Below are 15,481 nucleotides of genomic sequence, written 5' to 3'. Positions count from 1 at the left end.
TTAATCTAACTAATATGAAAATCACATTCTACGGTCATGCTAGTCTAGGAATTCAAATAAAAGATATCAATATTCTTGTAGACCCTTTTATTTCTCCAAATGAAAAGGCATCACATATTGATGTCAATTCACTTAAAGCAGATTATATTTTAATAACTCATGCACATCAAGACCATATTGCAGATGTAGAATCTATAGCTAAACGAACAGGTGCTATAGTGATTTCTAATTTCGAGATTGTCAATCATTTTGGTGCTTTAGGTATTGATGGGCACCCAATGAATCATGGCGGAAAATGGGATTTTGAATTTGGTACTATTAAATATGTAAATGCTATTCATACATCTTCATTTCCAGATGGAAGCTATGGCGGACAGCCTGGAGGCTTTGTAATAGAAGGCGAACATAAAAATATATACATAGCAGGCGACACAGCTTTAACTTTCGATATGAAATTAATACCCCTTCAAACTAAGTTAGACATAGCCATTTTGCCAATAGGCGATAACTTTACAATGGGTATTGATGATGCTATTTTAGCTAGTGATTTTATTGAATGTGATAAAGTTTTGGGTTATCATTATGACACATTTGGTTATATTGAAATAGACCATGAAGTAGCAAAACGAAAATTCTTCGAAAAAGATAAAGACTTAATGTTATTATCGATTGGCGATTTTATTGAGTTATAAATGATAAAAGCAACCTACAGTAAGTATATCTTAAACTTTAAACAAGCTAGTGGTACATCTCGTGGTGTTTTAAAAACAAAAGAAACCTGGTTTATACAAATTCAATTAAACAATAAAAAAGGATTTGGGGAATGCGGACTTTTTAGAGGCTTATCTATAGATGATAGGCCAGATTATGAAAACAAACTAAAGTGGGTTTGTGAAAATATTAATCTTGGTTTAAACGTTTTACTTAATGAATTAATAGAATTTCCTAGTATACAATTTGGCTTAGAAACAGCCTTTAAATCATTTGAAAGCGAAGATCCTTTTGAATTGTTTTCTTCAGAATTTACTAAAAATGAAGATTCAATCCCTATCAATGGTTTAATTTGGATGGGAACTGAAGCTTTTATGAAACAACAAATTAGTGATAAAATTAATGCCGGTTTCAATTGTATTAAAATGAAGATTGGGGCTTTAGATTTTCAAACGGAATTAAATCTATTAAAATCAATTAGAAAAGAATTTTCTTCACAAGATATAGAATTAAGAGTTGATGCAAACGGAGCATTTCTTCCTTCTGAAGCTTTAGAAAAATTAAAAAGATTAGCAGATTTAGATTTACATTCTATAGAGCAACCTATAAAACAAGGACAAATAGAAGCTATGGCTTCACTTTGCGAAAACACACCATTACCAATTGCTTTAGATGAAGAATTAATAGGCGTTTTTAATGTAACAAAAAAACGAGAATTACTACAAACTATAAATCCTCAATACATCATTTTAAAACCAAGTTTAGTTGGCGGATTTAAAGGTAGTGATGAGTGGATTAATTTAGCTGAAAACAAAAATATTGGTTGGTGGATAACAAGTGCTTTAGAAAGTAATATTGGTTTAAATGCCATTGCTCAATATACCTATACAAAAAAAAGTAGTTTGCCTCAAGGACTTGGTACAGGAAGTTTATTTTCAAATAATTTTAAGAGCCCTTTACAAGTAAAAAATGGTAAATTGCAATACCTTAAAAACGAAGACTGGAAATTTAACATATCAAAATGAATTATATACAACAAGCTTATAACGGATTACACGATTTATGGAGGTATGTGTTAGGAATTGTAATTATATTTTTTGCATGGCAATTAATAGGTATGGTTCCTTTAGGTGTAATCTTAGCAGCTAAAGTATTAGGAGATCCATCGGTAAGTATGCCAACAGATATTCCTCAAATGAATAGCATTCTTGGAAGTAATTTATTCTTGTTTCTCATGTTGTTGGCTTTTGCTTTTGGTTTGTTAGGAGTTTTTTTAACTTCTAAATTTTTACATAAACAATCCATTACAAGTTTAACCACTACAAGAAAAAAAATTGATTGGAAACGTTTTTGGTTTATTTTTATATTGTGGGGTGTTGTTTCAAGTAGTTTTGTTTTAGTTGATTATTACATGAGTCCTGATGATTATGAGTTTAATTTTAATCTTCAACCTTTTATGATACTTGCAGCCATTGCAATTTTTTTAATTCCATTGCAAACTAGCTTTGAAGAATATTTTTTTAGAGGCTACCTTATGCAGGGTTTTGGTATCCTTTTCAAAAACAAATGGTTACCACTATTAATAACTTCAGCTGCCTTTGGTTTAATGCATATTGCTAATCCAGAAGTAGATAAATTTGGTCCAGTCATTATGGTTTATTATATAGGAACAGGTTTGTTTTTAGGTATAATAACTTTAATGGATGATGGTTTAGAGTTAGCTTTAGGGTTCCATGCCGCAAATAATTTGTTTACAGCATTACTAGTTACAGCAGATTGGACTGCTTTTCAAACACATTCCATATTAAAAGATTTATCAGACCCCTCAGAAATGGCTTTAGCAGAAATTTTTGTTCCCGTTTTTGTTGTTTTTCCTATTATACTTTTTATACTATCTAAAAAGTATAACTGGACCAATTGGAAAGATAAACTCTTTGGAAACGTAATAGAACCACCAAAAGAAGATTATAAAATTTTAGATTAAAGATATGACACCAAATTACAAAAATGTACACTTAAAATTTAAGTTAGATAATTTAAACTACAAGTATGACGACCTTATGGAAGTTGCCTATAGTTATGTTAAGGAAGGGTTACCTTATCAGTACGAACTGGGGAATTTTCTGCTAGATTGGCTAGATGAAAAAGACTATATTATTGTTAAAACATCTGGATCTACAGGAAAACCAAAAAATATTAAAATTAAAAAACAGGCTATGGTAAATTCGGCTATAGCAACTGGCGATTATTTTAAATTAAAACCAGGTGATAAAATTTTAAATTGCTTACCATCAAACTTTATTGCTGGCAAAATGACTATTGTAAGAGCAATTGTATTAGGTTTAGAATTAGATATGGTACAACCTGCTGCTTTACCGTTAATTGATTACGATAAAGATTATACGTTTTGTGCTTTTACACCAATGCAACTTAAAAATTTCGCAAAGTATTTAAAAAACATTAAAACAGTAATAGTTGGCGGTGGTAGAGTTTCACAGGCTATTGTCGATCTTATAAAAGATAAAAAACCTAATGTTTATGAAACTTACGGGATGACTGAAACAGTATCTCATATAGCTGTAAAAAAACTGAATAATTTTACAGGAGCTAAAGAAGAAGAATTTTTTACGACACTTCCTGGAATTAAAGTATCTAAAGACGATAGGGGATGTTTAGTTATTAACGCTCCTAAATTATCAGATGAAGAAATTATCACAAATGATATTGTAGATGTAATTTCAGATTCTAGTTTTGAATGGTTAGGACGTTTTGATAATGTTATAAATTCTGGAGGAATTAAGTTGTATCCAGAACAAATAGAAAGTAAACTACAAGATAAAATACCAGGAGAATTTTTTATTGCTTCAAGAGAAGATGATACATTAGGAGATAAACTTATTTTAGTTGTTGAAGGGGAAAAAAGAACGATTGATAATTCAGTTTTTAGTGAGTTAGATAAATATGAAAAGCCTAAAGAAATTCATTTTGTAACTAATTTTGAAGAAACTAAATCGGGTAAAATTCATAGAAATAAGACTTTAGAGTTAATATAATAAGGCTTGTTTATACTATATTTTAAATTATGAATTTTATTAAACGTGTATTTTCTACTGTTATAGGTATTTTTGTTTTTCTAGCTATATGTTTTATAGGATTGATTCTCTTGGGTGCACTTTTTGGATCAGGTTCTGATGAAGGTGTTAACGTGAAAGCTAATTCTGTTTTAGAATTAACATTAGATTTCCCCATTAAAGACTATGCAGGAAAAACTGAATTTGCAGAGTATCCTTTTTTAAATGAGAACAATAAGAATGGACTTTTTAATATTATTGATGCTATAAAGTATGCTGAGACTGATATTAAAATAAAAGGAATTTCTATAGATAATAATTTTATTAATGCTGGAATCTCTCAAACCAAAGCTTTAAGAGATGCTTTATTAAAGTTTAAAGAATCTGGAAAATTTATTGTAGCCTACGGAGATATTTTTTCTCAAAAGGATTATTATTTAAGTTCTGTTGCCGATACTATTTATTTAAACCCTGTTGGCATGTTAGAATTTAAGGGGTTATTTTCAGAACGCTTGTATTTTAAAGATTTTCAGGAAAAATCTGGATTTAAAATGGAAGTGGTAAGACTGGGCAAGTTTAAGAGTGCAGTAGAACCATTTATCGCTAATAAAATGAGTGATAATAATAGAGAGCAAATTTCTGTGTATCTAAATTCGTTATGGAATGAAATGAAACAAGACATTTCTATAAGTAGAAATATTCCTGTTGAAAGGTTGCATATTATTGCTGATAGTTTGTTAGCTCGAAATCCAAAATTAGCCAAGCTTTCTAATTTAGTTGATAAAGTTGCCTATCATGATGAGTATGTTGATGGTATGAAACATGCTTTAGGAATTAATAGAAAGAAAGATTTAAATATAGTTCCTATTGCTGATTATGCGATACATGCTGATAAAAAAATAAATAATTTTAATAAAAATAGAATCGCGGTTATTTATGCCGAAGGCGATATTATTTATGGTGAAGGTGAATTGGGTAGAGTTGGTCAAGGCACCATAAATGCGTCTTTGCAAAAAGCTAGAAACGATAATAAAATTAAAGCCGTAGTGTTACGTATAAACTCTCCTGGAGGAAGTGCTTTAGCAAGTGAGTTAATATGGCGTGAGATTGAGCTGACTAAAAAAGTAAAGCCCGTAATTGTATCTATGGGTGATATGGCAGCCTCAGGTGGTTATTATATCGCTTCAAATGCCCACAGAATATTTGCAGAACCAACAACTATTACAGGGAGTATTGGTGTATTTGGAATGTTGCCAAATGGAAAAAAACTAGCAGATAACATGGGTATTAATGCAGAGCAAGTTGTTACAAATCAAAATGCTGTAACATATAGTTTTTTTGAACCTTTAAATAATAAACAACGTGAATTTATTAAAGAAGGGATTATAGATATTTATGATTTATTTTCAACTCGTGTTGCTCAAGGTAGAAATTTAACTAGAGAACAAGTTGAAGTAATAGCACAAGGCCGAGTTTGGACCGGAACAGATGCTGTAAATAATGGTATGGTTGATGAGTTGGGTGGACTAGACTTAGCATTGAAACATGCTGCAGAACTTGCAAAAATTGAAGAGTATCAAATAAGAGAATTTCCAATTTTTGAAAAAGATCTAGATAAAATGCTTGAAGATTTTGGTATAGTAAAGTCAAAAGAAACCATTTTAATGGAAGAGCTAGGCGATGAGAATTATAAAATTTTAAAAGAAATTAAAGCTATGTCTAATAAAAAAGGGATTCAATTGTTGTTTCCATTTAGTACAAAAATAAAATAAACTACTTTTTATAAAAACAGTTAATTTATAAATCAAAAAGAGGCTTTCATAAAAGAAGCCTCTTTTTTTATTTGTTTAAATAAACAAATAAATCAACTTAACTATTAGTTTTAGCTATTCGTCTACACTTAATTTTCATTCAACGAAAATCAAATTTCAAGCTTTTTTATTCTTATAATTTTGTCATGTAATTAATCAACATTTTTTTGTGTGTTTTTTATTACATGTGACATTTGCAAAAATTCTGTGTCATAATAACAGAACCTATTATAAAATTTAACAGATTGCGTATAAACAGTAAAATATTTGCCCCAGCTCTATTTTTGTTTGCTTTTCCTTTCTTGATGTTTTCACAAGTTAAAGTAGGAGATAATCCATCTTTAATTGATTCAAATTCCATCTTAGAATTAGAAAGTAATAACAAAGTACTTGTTATTACAAGGTTAAGCGAAACTCAAATGAATGCTTTAAGCCCATTACATGGTGCTTTAGTTTATAATATAGATGCAGAGTGTGTATTTGTTTTTGATGGATTAGCTTGGAAAAATCTTTGCGATGAACCCAATATAAATATATCAGATACCAGCCCAACAAATAATAACATAGGTGATTTTTGGTTTAATAACACTAATAATTTAGTTAGTGTTTGGGATGGCACACAATGGCTTCCTATTAATGTAAATCCTCGCCGAGGTAATGGTCCGCCTAATGCATCAATAATAAATCCTTTAGCAGGCGATATTTATGTAGATCAAAATACAGGAGATGTTTACACTTTTAACGGTACAGATTGGATACCTGTTAATCAGTCACTTAATGCTAATAATGGTGTGTCGGTTGTTAGTAATATAATTCAGCTTGGTGGCTCATTAATTACTCCAACAGTTATTACAACTAATGCTTTAAACACGCTAGCAATTGAAGGTTTACAAGAAACAGTTTTAAATGATTCTTCAAGCAGCATTGTAGTTGTAGATAACACCTCTGGTGTACTTAAAAAAGTATCTGTTTCAAATTTAGTAACCCAAGAACAAGTTATTGTCATAGCTAATAATGGGCAGTCTCAATTCAATACGCCATCACCTTTTACAGACATTGATAAATTAGATGTATATAGAAATGGAGCACGAATAGCATTTACAAGAATAAATGATACCACAATAGAGGTAGAAACAGAAGCCATTTGTTTTGATGGCGATGAAATTAGAATAGTACAATTAAAATAAAACCCCAAATAATAATTAATAATTAAACAAAGTAAAATGAAAAACAAATTTTTAAAATTAGGATTAGCATTAGTAGCTGTATTGACTTTCAGTTTAGGTAATGCACAGCAAATAACAGGTGATGTTGGAGCTGGTGAAAAAGTAGGACAATCTTCTGTTCTTAATGGTACCATTAGAGTAATTGATAACAAGGGTACTAAAAAGTATTTACAAGTAAAAAATGGTTTAACTCTTTTAACTGATGCTACACCAGATGGCGGTATCGTTTCTACATGGCAATTAGGTGGTGCATTAACAGACGACACCTATATTGATGCTTCAGGAGCTGTTTTTGCTTTAGATGGATTAGAATTAGTTGATACTGCAACAGATTTAGCTTCAACAGATGCAACAGATGGATCCTCAGCAGCTACATCAACTGGTACTGGTTGGACAGTTTTAGTAAGAGATGAAGCTACAGGAGAAACAAAAAAGATATTAGCAACAAATTTAGTGGCTGCAGGACAATTAACTGCGACAGCTACAGCCGATGGAACTGCACCAGTTCTAGCAGATGGATCGATACCTGCTGTTTATCAAAAAGTATGGGTTTACAGAAATGGCGCCAAATTATTAGCAAATGTAGATTATACTGTTGCTGCAGGAGCAGTTACTCTTGTACCTGGAGGAGCGGCACCAAACGATTGGGCTATTTATGCTGATGATGTGTTTGAAGTTCAATGGGTTAATTAATATATCTGTTACACACAATACATAAAATGAAAAGTTCCCTAATTAATAAAAATATTATAATTCTAGCTTTGGCGTTGATTGTTTCAATAACAATTAACGCCCAAGAAGTTAGGGTTATTGATAATAAAGGAACGCTTGAAACCATTAGAAATAATCAAGTTACAACAGCTGCAACAGCACCTGTTAATCCACTTGAAGGAGATGTTTGGTTTGATACAAGTGGCACAACAAATGTTACAAAAACATTTGATGGTACAAATTGGGTATCAAATTCAGTAAATGTTTACCATGGCTTTTTTATTGTAACAGGAAGTGGTGTTACTACAGTTTCTGCTATACCTTTTCAACCTAGTCAAGTAAGTTTTGTGGCGCATGCTAATGTTGAGTCTTTAGATATCAATGCAGATAATGGTGTAGGCAATAATGCTAGAGGTATTAGTAACTCTCAAGGTAGTATGAATGGCTTTGCTAGACTTAATAACGATAGCTCCATAACGCAACAAGTTATTTTTAGTGGTACACACGGAAACTCCATTAACGATATATCAAGATTTTCTAGTAGTTCTAATTGTTTAGGATTACGCTATGGCGATCAAAACGGAAGTCTTTTAGGTGTAATTACTGGTGCCTTTACAGGTTTTACAGCAGATGGTTTCACAATTAATGTAACGTATACAAATGGTGTAATTACAGTAAATAGTACAAATCCTGTTGTAAATGTTCAACCAACAGATATTCAAGCCGAAGATGTTGTAGTACTATTTACAGCCTACAAATAAAAATAATGAAGTTTATAATTTATATATGTTTTATGCTTGTTGGGAATTGTTATGCACAAGTAGCATTTCAAAACTTTGGCAATGTCCAAATGCATGAAAATGCAGAAGTTGGATTTCATATAGATCTTGTAAACGATGGTACTTTTAATGAAAACCTTGGAATAGCAGGTTTTTATAGTGAAGATTATTCGCTATCTATATCCGGAACGGAAATTCCTCGTTTTCATGATATGGAAGTAGATGTTGTTAATCATTTGTTTTTAGATATTAACACAGAAATTGTAAATAGCGTAAGTTATATTGTTGGCGATGTTATAACGCCTAGAGATACCCCAAACGTGTCATTAGATTACCTTACAGATTCTTTTTATGTAATGGAAGATGATGAAAGAAATACCGATGGTTATGCATCTTATCAAGGCGATTTAACCTTTAGTTTTCCTATTGGAGATCGCGATAAACTCCGACCATTAATAACTACAAATACAATTCCTAATACTACGGTAAAAGCAGCTTATTTTGATGAGGATCCTAATATGCCTTCTACATTTACAACTAGTTTTAACACAAATAGTTTAGAGTCTATAGTTGGTGTTGTAAGTAATTTAGAGTTTTGGGACTTTAATGGCCCTGACAATTCTGTGGTTACTCTAACCTGGGATTCTGAAAGTGAAATTGATAATCTTGCAGAAGATTTAAGAGCTTTACGAGTAGTAGGTTGGCATATTCAAGATAAAGAGTGGAAAGACTTAGGGAATTCTGGTTTTTCTGGTACAATATCTGAAGGGACTATAAATTCTTTTGTGTTTAATCCTTCTGAATATGAAATACTCACTTTTGGAGCATTAATAACCGAAGATGATATTGATATTGCAAACTTAGTATCTCCAAATGGCGATGGCATAAACGAAGTCTTCTATATTGAAGGTATCGAAGCTTTTGATAATGAGCTAATCATCTTTAATAGATGGGGTTCTGTAGTTTATCAAGTTGATAATTACAAAAATAACTGGAGTGGTCTTGCTAACGTAAATAACGTTATAAAACGCCATAAAAAAGTTCCAACAGGTACTTATTACTATGTACTTAAGCTAAAAGAGTCCAACAAAAGCTCTGCAGGTTGGTTGTATATTACCTACTAATTATACTTGTATTACTCCTAAATTAAAAGGTTTCTCAATAGGAGCGTGGTTTGCAGCTTCAATACCCATACTAATCCATGTTCTTGTATCTAAAGGATCTATAATAGCATCAGTCCAAAGTCTAGCCGCAGCATAATATGGAGACACTTGGTTATCGTAACGCTCTTTTATTTTATTATAAAGCTCGTCTTCCTTTTCTTTAGTAAATTTTTCACCTTGTTTTTCAAGTGATGCCTTTTCAATTTGTAATAATACTTTAGCAGCCGAATTACCACTCATAACTGCAAGTTCTGCACTTGGCCACGCAAAAATTAGCCTAGGGTCATACGCTTTTCCACACATAGCGTAATTACCTGCGCCATAACTATTACCTATAATAACAGTAAATTTAGGAACCACAGAGTTACTAACGGCATTTACCATTTTTGCACCATCTTTTATAATGCCAGAATGCTCACTTTTACTTCCAACCATAAACCCTGTTACATCTTGCAAAAATACTAAGGGTATTTTCTTCTGATTGCAATTGGCAATGAAACGCGTTGCTTTATCGGCAGAATCATTATAAATAACACCACCAAATTGCATTTCTTTAGGTTTCGTTTTAGAGCCTGTAGTTTTTACTAGTTTACGTTGGTTTGCTACAATACCAACAGCCCAGCCATCAATTCTGGCGTAGCAAGTAATTATAGTTTGACCATAACCTGCTTTGTATTCATCATAATCAGAGTTGTCAACCAATCGTTTTATAATTTCATACATATCATATTGATCTGCCCGACTTTTAGGAAGAATTCCATAAATATCTTCTGGATTCTCTTTTGGCTTTTTTGATTCACTTCTATTATATCCAGCTTTGTCATAGTCACCAATTTTATCAATAATATTTTTTATGGTGTTTAAGGCATCTGCATCATCTTTAGCTTTATAATCGGTAACTCCAGAAATTTCACAATGTGTTGTTGCACCACCTAAAGTTTCATTATCTATACTTTCTCCAATAGCAGCTTTTACTAAATAGCTTCCAGCAAGAAAAATACTTCCTGTTTTATCTACAATTAAAGCTTCATCACTCATAATAGGGAGGTAGGCACCACCTGCAACACAACTTCCCATAACCGCTGCAATTTGGGTAATACCCATACTACTCATTATAGCATTGTTTCTAAAAATACGACCAAAATGTTCTTTGTCTGGGAAAATTTCATCTTGCATAGGTAGATATACTCCTGCAGAATCCACTAAATATATAATAGGTAATTTATTTTCTATAGCTAATTCTTGAGCTCGTAAATTCTTTTTCCCAGTAATTGGAAACCAAGCACCAGCCTTAACGGTAGCATCATTGGCAACAACAATACATTGTTTACCTTTTACATAGCCAATTTTAACAATTACACCTCCAGAAGGACATCCACCATGCTCTTTATACATGTCTTCTCCAGCAAAAGCAGCAATCTCTATAGATTTTGCCTTTGCATCCAATAAATAATCAACACGTTCTCTAGCAGTCATTTTACCTTTGCTATGTTGCTTTTCAATACGTGATTTACCACCACCTAAACTCACTTTTACAAGACGTTTCTGTAATTCTGATACTAAGAGTTTGTTATGATCTTCGTTTTTATTGAAGTTGATATCCATAAAATATTTTATTTGTTACGAATTTACAAAACCTAATTTGGTATTTAAAGTGAATATTTTGTTAAATAATATAACATGGAAATATATTCCTTGGAAAATAAATATTTTTGTTGTTAATTTGTGCCATAATATAAATAATAAGAAATGAAACGAGATAAAATAATATATTACATTGCTACTGGTTTACTAACGGTAATTATGCTTTTTTCAGTAAGTATGTATTTCTTTAAACATGAAGCAATTTCACAAGCTTTTATGAGTTTTGGGTATCCAACATACTTAATTTATCCTTACGCTATATTAAAGCTATTAGGTATAGTAGCTATTTGGACTCCTAGTTTTAAAGTTCTTAAAGAATGGGCTTATGCTGGTTTCTTTTATGCTTTTATATTAGCTTTTTTTGCTCATTACATGGTAGGAGATGGGCAACAAGGAACAGCAGTTGTGGCTCTAGTAGCTTTAATTACATCTTATATATTTTATAAGAGAATTAGTAAGTAAATAATTAATTAAAAAAATAACAGATGAAAAATATAATAGCATTTGCAGGTAGTAATAGTAAAACATCAATTAACAAACAGTTGTCAATTTATGCAGCTAGTTTAGTGGAAAATGTTGAAACTACAGTTTTAGATTTAAACGACTTTGATTTACCGCTTTATGGAATAGATTTAGAAAATGAAAAGGGAATTCCAGAAAATGCACATAAGTTTTTAGAAACTATAAAATCATCTGATGGTATTATACTCTCTTTAGCAGAACACAATGGTGCTTATGCGACTGTTTTTAAAAATTTATTTGATTGGATGTCTAGAATAGATGGAAAACTGTGGAGTGAAAAACCAATGCTTTTAATGGCTACATCGCCAGGAGTAAGAGGAGGTGTTACGGTATTAGAAATAGCTAAAGGGCGTTTCTCTTTTATGGGAGGTAATATTATAACAGATTTTAGTTTCCCATCTTTTGGAGATAATTTTAAAGATGGAAAAGTGATTAATGATGATTTGAATAAAGAATTAAAAAGTAAAGTTGAATTATTTAAAAACGCATTATAACTAAAAAAAATGGGCGATTTATCAAAAGATATCAATTCAAAATTTGCTAACAATAAAGTAAAAGCTTTATTGAACATTATTTATACTGCAAATTGGATTTCAAGTCATCAAAACGAGTTTTTTAAATCTTATGGAATTTCACCACAACAATATAATATTCTAAGAATTTTAAAAGGTGCTAATGAGCCGTTAAATGTTCAAACGATTAAAGATAGAATGCTCGAACGCTCACCTAATGCAACACGGTTAATGGATAAGTTATGTGCTAAAAAGTATATAGATAGATGCCCTTCTGAAGAAGATAGACGAGTTGTTAAAATAGCTATTAATAAAGAAGGGTTAGATTTTTTAGAAACAATTCCTATTAATTCTTATAAAGATTTATTAATAAATTTAAGTGAAGAAGAGGCAGAACAATTAAGTAATCTACTTGATAAAATACGTTAGTTTATAAAATAAAATTAAAATGATAATGGTCTAATTTAAATATCAATAATTCAAGCAACACGTTTTTTCAAGATTTAAAATAGATATTAAAATGAAAACAATAATTCATAAAGCAAATGAAAGAGGTTTTGCAAACCATGGTTGGTTACAAGCAAATCACTCCTTTAGTTTTGCAAACTTTTATAATAAAGATAAAATACAATTTGGTGCATTACGAGTACTTAATGATGATATAATAGCGCCTAAAATGGGTTTTGGAACGCACCCGCATGATAATATGGAGATTATTACCATCCCTTTAAAAGGTGTCTTAAAGCATAGGGATAATATGGGTGATGAATGGATACCTGTTGTTCCTGGTGAAGTACAAGTTATGAGTGCTGGTACAGGTGTGCAACATTCTGAAGTCAATGGTTCTAATACAGAGCATTTAAGTTTGTTTCAAATATGGATTATGCCAAACAAACAAAATGTAAAACCACGTTATGACCAAAAAATGTTTGATGCTAATAAAAGAAAAAACATGCTTCAAATCTTGGTAAGTTCTATAGACGAAGGCCATGATAGTAGTTTAAAAATTCATCAAGACGCAATAATTTCTAGAATTGATTTAGAAAAAGGGAAAACCTTTGAGTATCAATTAAAAAGTAAAAGTCATGGTGTTTATGTAATGACTATTTTTGGTAATTATTCTATAAATGAAAACGAATTACAAACTAGGGATGCCGCAGGAGTTTCAGAAACATCTAACTTTAATATTAAAACTAATGAAGACTCTGGGCTTTTATTTATTGAAGTTCCTATAGAATAACTAAAGTTGATTAATAGTGAAAAAGCATCCAAAATGGGTGCTTTTTTTATTTAAAACAACGATATTTGCTTTTAACTAACTAAAAAAAAGAAAAGATTATGGCAATGAATAAAAATACTGTTCTGGCTTGGGCAACAGCTTTAATGATTATTATGGGAATTGTTCTCATATTATTGGGCGCATACAGATATGATGATGTTGCTGGTTGGGGTTTTGCTACAGTAGGAATTGGCTTTTTCGCTATAGCTTGGGTATTTAACGCTTTAAAAGGGCGTGTTTAATAGGTTTAACAACTTAACATTTTACAATTTAAAACAATGAGTGACGATAAAAAAGTGATTTTTTCAATGTCTGGTTTAACCAAGACATTTCAAGGTGCTAACACACCTGTTTTAAAAAATATTTATTTAAGCTTTTTCTATGGAGCAAAAATTGGAATTTTAGGTCTAAATGGCTCTGGTAAATCTACTTTACTTAAAATTATAGCTGGTGTTGATAAGAATTTTCAAGGCGATGTTACTTTTTTGCAAGACTACTCGGTTGGCTATTTAGAACAAGAACCAAAACTTGATGATGAAAAAACAGTTATAGAAGTAGTTAGAGAAGGTGCCGCAGAAACTGTAGCTATTCTTGATGAGTATAATAAAATTAACGACCAATTTGGTTTAGAAGAAGTATACTCTAACCCAGATAAAATGGAGAAGTTAATGGCAAGACAAGCAGAATTGCAGGATCAAATTGATGCAGCTGGAGCTTGGGAGCTAGATACTAAATTAGAAATTGCTATGGATGCTTTAAGAACTCCAGAAGGCGATAAAAAAATTGGTGTATTATCTGGAGGTGAAAAGCGCCGTGTTGCTTTATGTCGATTACTTTTAAAAGAACCAGATGTATTGCTTTTAGATGAGCCTACTAACCATTTAGATGCAGAATCTGTACATTGGTTAGAACATCATTTAGCACAATATAAAGGGACTGTAATTGCAGTTACGCACGATAGATACTTTTTAGATAATGTGGCTGGTTGGATTTTAGAGCTTGATAGAGGAGAAGGTATCCCTTGGAAAGGAAACTACTCGTCTTGGTTAGACCAAAAATCTAAACGTATGGCTCAAGAAGGTAAAGCTGCATCAAAGCGCCAAAAAACATTAGAGCGTGAGTTGGAGTGGGTTAGACAAGGTGCAAAAGGGCGTCAAACCAAACAAAAAGCGCGTTTAAAGAATTATGATAAGTTAATGAGTCAAGACCAAAAACAACTTGATGAAAAACTAGAAATATATATACCAAACGGCCCACGTTTAGGAACCAATGTTATTGAAGCTAAAGGTGTTGCAAAAGCATATGGAGATAAGCTATTATATGACGATTTAAATTTTAATTTACCACAAGCAGGAATTGTTGGTATTATTGGTCCTAATGGTGCTGGTAAAACAACCATTTTTAAAATGATAATGGGCGAAGAAACACCAGATAAAGGTGAGTTTATAGTTGGTGAAACTGCTAAACTTGCTTATGTCGATCAGAAACACTCAAACATAGACCCAGAAAAAACTATTTGGCAAAACTTTAGTGATGAGCAAGAGTTGGTTATGATGGGAGGAAAAGAAGTAAATTCTAGAGCTTATCTTAGTCGATTTAATTTTTCTGGAGGCGAACAAAACAAAAAAGTAAAATTACTTTCTGGTGGCGAACGTAACCGTTTGCATTTAGCCATGACGCTTAAAGAAGAAGGTAATGTATTACTTTTAGATGAGCCTACTAATGATCTTGATGTGAATACATTAAGAGCTTTAGAAGAAGGTTTAGAAAACTTTGCGGGTTGTGCCGTAGTTATATCTCACGACCGTTGGTTTTTAGATAGAATATGTACGCATATATTAGCTTTTGAAGGAAACTCTCAAGTGTATTTCTTTGAAGGTAGTTTCTCTGATTATTAACAAAACAAGAAAAAACGACTTGGTGGAGATTTAATGCCAAAACGTATTAAATACAAGAAGTTAGTAAGATAAATTATTATTAAAAAAGCCTGCAATTGCAGGCTTTTTTATTGCTTAATTATTGAGTTTTTAATTGTTAAATCTTTTTAAAATT

At 31.5% G+C, this 15,481-nt stretch carries 15 protein-coding genes and 1 pseudogene; 15 read left to right on the top strand and 1 reads right to left on the bottom strand.

Annotated features, from left to right (window positions below; genetic code table 11):
* Nucleotides 1–14 precede the first annotated feature (14 nt).
* The 9 genes from Q0842_RS07965 to Q0842_RS07925 all read left to right on the top strand — a co-directional run bounded on the left by Q0842_RS07965 (nucleotide 15) and on the right by Q0842_RS07925 (nucleotide 9,433).
* Entirely contained in the window at nucleotides 15–692 is a 678-nt protein-coding gene (locus Q0842_RS07965; protein WP_298496512.1) for a metal-dependent hydrolase, read from the top strand.
* Between the two features lie 3 nt (nucleotides 693–695).
* The gene (locus Q0842_RS07960) at nucleotides 696–1,736 is read left to right on the top strand and encodes an o-succinylbenzoate synthase (protein ID WP_298496681.1); all 1,041 of its coding nucleotides are present in this window, start codon (nucleotides 696–698) and stop codon (nucleotides 1,734–1,736) included.
* Nucleotides 1,733–2,695 carry a CPBP family intramembrane glutamic endopeptidase gene (locus Q0842_RS07955; RefSeq protein WP_298496510.1) on the top strand — a complete coding sequence of 321 codons (963 nt, stop codon included), beginning with the start codon at nucleotides 1,733–1,735 and terminating at the stop codon, nucleotides 2,693–2,695. The genes Q0842_RS07960 and Q0842_RS07955 overlap by 4 nt, the downstream gene beginning before the upstream one ends.
* Nucleotides 2,696–2,699: 4 nt before the next feature.
* Nucleotides 2,700–3,764, top strand: coding sequence for an AMP-binding protein (locus Q0842_RS07950; RefSeq protein ID WP_298496507.1), 1,065 nt, complete (start codon nucleotides 2,700–2,702; stop codon nucleotides 3,762–3,764).
* A 29-nt stretch (nucleotides 3,765–3,793) separates the two neighbouring features.
* Nucleotides 3,794–5,554, top strand: coding sequence for a signal peptide peptidase SppA (gene sppA / locus Q0842_RS07945; protein ID WP_298496504.1), 1,761 nt, complete (start codon nucleotides 3,794–3,796; stop codon nucleotides 5,552–5,554).
* A 344-nt stretch (nucleotides 5,555–5,898) separates the two neighbouring features.
* Complete coding sequence (locus tag Q0842_RS07940; RefSeq protein WP_298496501.1) at nucleotides 5,899–6,780, top strand: hypothetical protein; 882 nt, start codon at nucleotides 5,899–5,901, stop codon at nucleotides 6,778–6,780.
* Nucleotides 6,781–6,816: 36 nt separating this feature from the next.
* The gene (locus Q0842_RS07935) at nucleotides 6,817–7,512 is read left to right on the top strand and encodes a hypothetical protein (protein ID WP_298496499.1); all 696 of its coding nucleotides are present in this window, start codon (nucleotides 6,817–6,819) and stop codon (nucleotides 7,510–7,512) included.
* A 26-nt stretch (nucleotides 7,513–7,538) separates the two neighbouring features.
* Nucleotides 7,539–8,291, top strand: coding sequence for a hypothetical protein (locus Q0842_RS07930; RefSeq protein ID WP_298496496.1), 753 nt, complete (start codon nucleotides 7,539–7,541; stop codon nucleotides 8,289–8,291).
* Nucleotides 8,292–8,296: 5 nt separating this feature from the next.
* Nucleotides 8,297–9,433, top strand: a complete 1,137-nt coding sequence (locus Q0842_RS07925) for a gliding motility-associated C-terminal domain-containing protein (protein ID WP_298496493.1) — start codon at nucleotides 8,297–8,299, stop codon at nucleotides 9,431–9,433.
* Here the strand turns inward: Q0842_RS07925 and Q0842_RS07920 are convergent, their stop codons facing one another.
* On the bottom strand, nucleotides 9,434–11,077 hold the full coding sequence (locus Q0842_RS07920; protein WP_298496490.1) for a carboxyl transferase domain-containing protein: 1,644 nt from the start codon (nucleotides 11,075–11,077) through the stop codon (nucleotides 9,434–9,436).
* Nucleotides 11,078–11,221: 144 nt separating this feature from the next.
* Between Q0842_RS07920 and Q0842_RS07915 the strand changes: the two genes are divergently transcribed.
* From Q0842_RS07915 to ettA, 6 genes and pseudogenes are all read left to right on the top strand, one after another.
* Complete coding sequence (locus Q0842_RS07915; protein WP_298496487.1) at nucleotides 11,222–11,578, top strand: DoxX family protein; 357 nt, start codon at nucleotides 11,222–11,224, stop codon at nucleotides 11,576–11,578.
* A gap of 23 nt (nucleotides 11,579–11,601) precedes the next feature.
* Complete coding sequence (locus Q0842_RS07910; RefSeq protein ID WP_298496485.1) at nucleotides 11,602–12,132, top strand: NAD(P)H-dependent oxidoreductase; 531 nt, start codon at nucleotides 11,602–11,604, stop codon at nucleotides 12,130–12,132.
* Nucleotides 12,133–12,141: 9 nt separating this feature from the next.
* Nucleotides 12,142–12,579 carry a MarR family transcriptional regulator gene (locus Q0842_RS07905; protein ID WP_298496482.1) on the top strand — a complete coding sequence of 146 codons (438 nt, stop codon included), beginning with the start codon at nucleotides 12,142–12,144 and terminating at the stop codon, nucleotides 12,577–12,579.
* A gap of 91 nt (nucleotides 12,580–12,670) precedes the next feature.
* Complete coding sequence (locus Q0842_RS07900) at nucleotides 12,671–13,390, top strand: pirin family protein (RefSeq protein WP_298496480.1); 720 nt, start codon at nucleotides 12,671–12,673, stop codon at nucleotides 13,388–13,390.
* Nucleotides 13,391–13,488: 98 nt separating this feature from the next.
* Nucleotides 13,489–13,671, top strand: a complete 183-nt coding sequence (locus tag Q0842_RS07895) for a CAL67264 family membrane protein (protein WP_298496477.1) — start codon at nucleotides 13,489–13,491, stop codon at nucleotides 13,669–13,671.
* A gap of 36 nt (nucleotides 13,672–13,707) precedes the next feature.
* Nucleotides 13,708–15,399, top strand: a pseudogene (ettA, locus tag Q0842_RS07890) (energy-dependent translational throttle protein EttA).
* Nucleotides 15,400–15,481 lie beyond the last annotated feature (82 nt).

The sequence above is a fragment of the uncultured Algibacter sp. genome, assembly GCF_947495675.1.
GTDB lineage: Bacteria > Bacteroidota > Bacteroidia > Flavobacteriales > Flavobacteriaceae > Algibacter_B.
The sequence above is the reverse complement of the archived record's forward strand: the minus strand, read 5'-3'. Positions and strand labels throughout refer to the sequence as shown.

Excerpts from the sequence above, each read along its gene's own strand:
- Q0842_RS07905 (WP_298496482.1), top strand. The coding sequence starts at position 12,142 with ATGGGCGATTTATCAAAAGATATCAATTCAAAATTTGCTAACAATAAA.
- Q0842_RS07935 (WP_298496499.1), top strand. The coding sequence starts at position 6,817 with ATGAAAAACAAATTTTTAAAATTAGGATTAGCATTAGTAGCTGTATTG.
- Q0842_RS07950 (WP_298496507.1), top strand. The coding sequence starts at position 2,700 with ATGACACCAAATTACAAAAATGTACACTTAAAATTTAAGTTAGATAAT.
- Q0842_RS07915 (WP_298496487.1), top strand. The coding sequence starts at position 11,222 with ATGAAACGAGATAAAATAATATATTACATTGCTACTGGTTTACTAACG.
- Q0842_RS07920 (WP_298496490.1), bottom strand. The coding sequence starts at position 11,077 with ATGGATATCAACTTCAATAAAAACGAAGATCATAACAAACTCTTAGTA.
- Q0842_RS07895 (WP_298496477.1), top strand. The coding sequence starts at position 13,489 with ATGGCAATGAATAAAAATACTGTTCTGGCTTGGGCAACAGCTTTAATG.
- Q0842_RS07910 (WP_298496485.1), top strand. The coding sequence starts at position 11,602 with ATGAAAAATATAATAGCATTTGCAGGTAGTAATAGTAAAACATCAATT.
- Q0842_RS07965 (WP_298496512.1), top strand. The coding sequence starts at position 15 with ATGAAAATCACATTCTACGGTCATGCTAGTCTAGGAATTCAAATAAAA.
- Q0842_RS07955 (WP_298496510.1), top strand. The coding sequence starts at position 1,733 with ATGAATTATATACAACAAGCTTATAACGGATTACACGATTTATGGAGG.
- sppA (WP_298496504.1), top strand. The coding sequence starts at position 3,794 with ATGAATTTTATTAAACGTGTATTTTCTACTGTTATAGGTATTTTTGTT.
- Q0842_RS07940 (WP_298496501.1), top strand. The coding sequence starts at position 5,899 with ATGTTTTCACAAGTTAAAGTAGGAGATAATCCATCTTTAATTGATTCA.
- Q0842_RS07900 (WP_298496480.1), top strand. The coding sequence starts at position 12,671 with ATGAAAACAATAATTCATAAAGCAAATGAAAGAGGTTTTGCAAACCAT.
- Q0842_RS07930 (WP_298496496.1), top strand. The coding sequence starts at position 7,539 with ATGAAAAGTTCCCTAATTAATAAAAATATTATAATTCTAGCTTTGGCG.
- Q0842_RS07925 (WP_298496493.1), top strand. The coding sequence starts at position 8,297 with ATGAAGTTTATAATTTATATATGTTTTATGCTTGTTGGGAATTGTTAT.